We start from the raw sequence: 344 nt of genomic DNA on the forward strand, positions 1-344 counted from the left end.
TTTGCTGGTTTTGCTCCAAAAGACATCAATAGATTATATCCTGAGAATGAACTTTTACAAGTAAGTTGGGGAGGTTTTCCAGAAAAATATCAAGGATATCTTATCAGTCCAAAAACACCCTTGTTTGATAAGATAGGAAAACTTTTTATGGAAGAGTGGGAAAGTGAGTTTGGAAAAGGCAAATACTATCTTGCGGATAGTTTCAATGAAATGGACCTTCCAAAGACGGATCAACCGGTATCTGAACTATTGGCAGAGTACGGAAGTTCTATTTATGAGTCCCTTAAATCAGGAAATCCGGATGCCGTATGGGTAGTGCAGGGATGGATGTTTACCTACCAAAG

The 344-nt window shown here is 38.7% G+C and carries 1 protein-coding gene; it reads left to right on the plus strand.

The window, feature by feature from the left end:
- Positions 1-344: alpha-N-acetylglucosaminidase TIM-barrel domain-containing protein (locus MWU65_RS17855; RefSeq protein WP_281501091.1), on the plus strand; the 344-nt coding region annotated here is incomplete at both ends.

Source organism: Cellulophaga sp. F20128 (genome assembly GCF_023015805.1).
In the GTDB taxonomy this organism is placed as follows: Bacteria; Bacteroidota; Bacteroidia; order Flavobacteriales; family Flavobacteriaceae; genus Cellulophaga.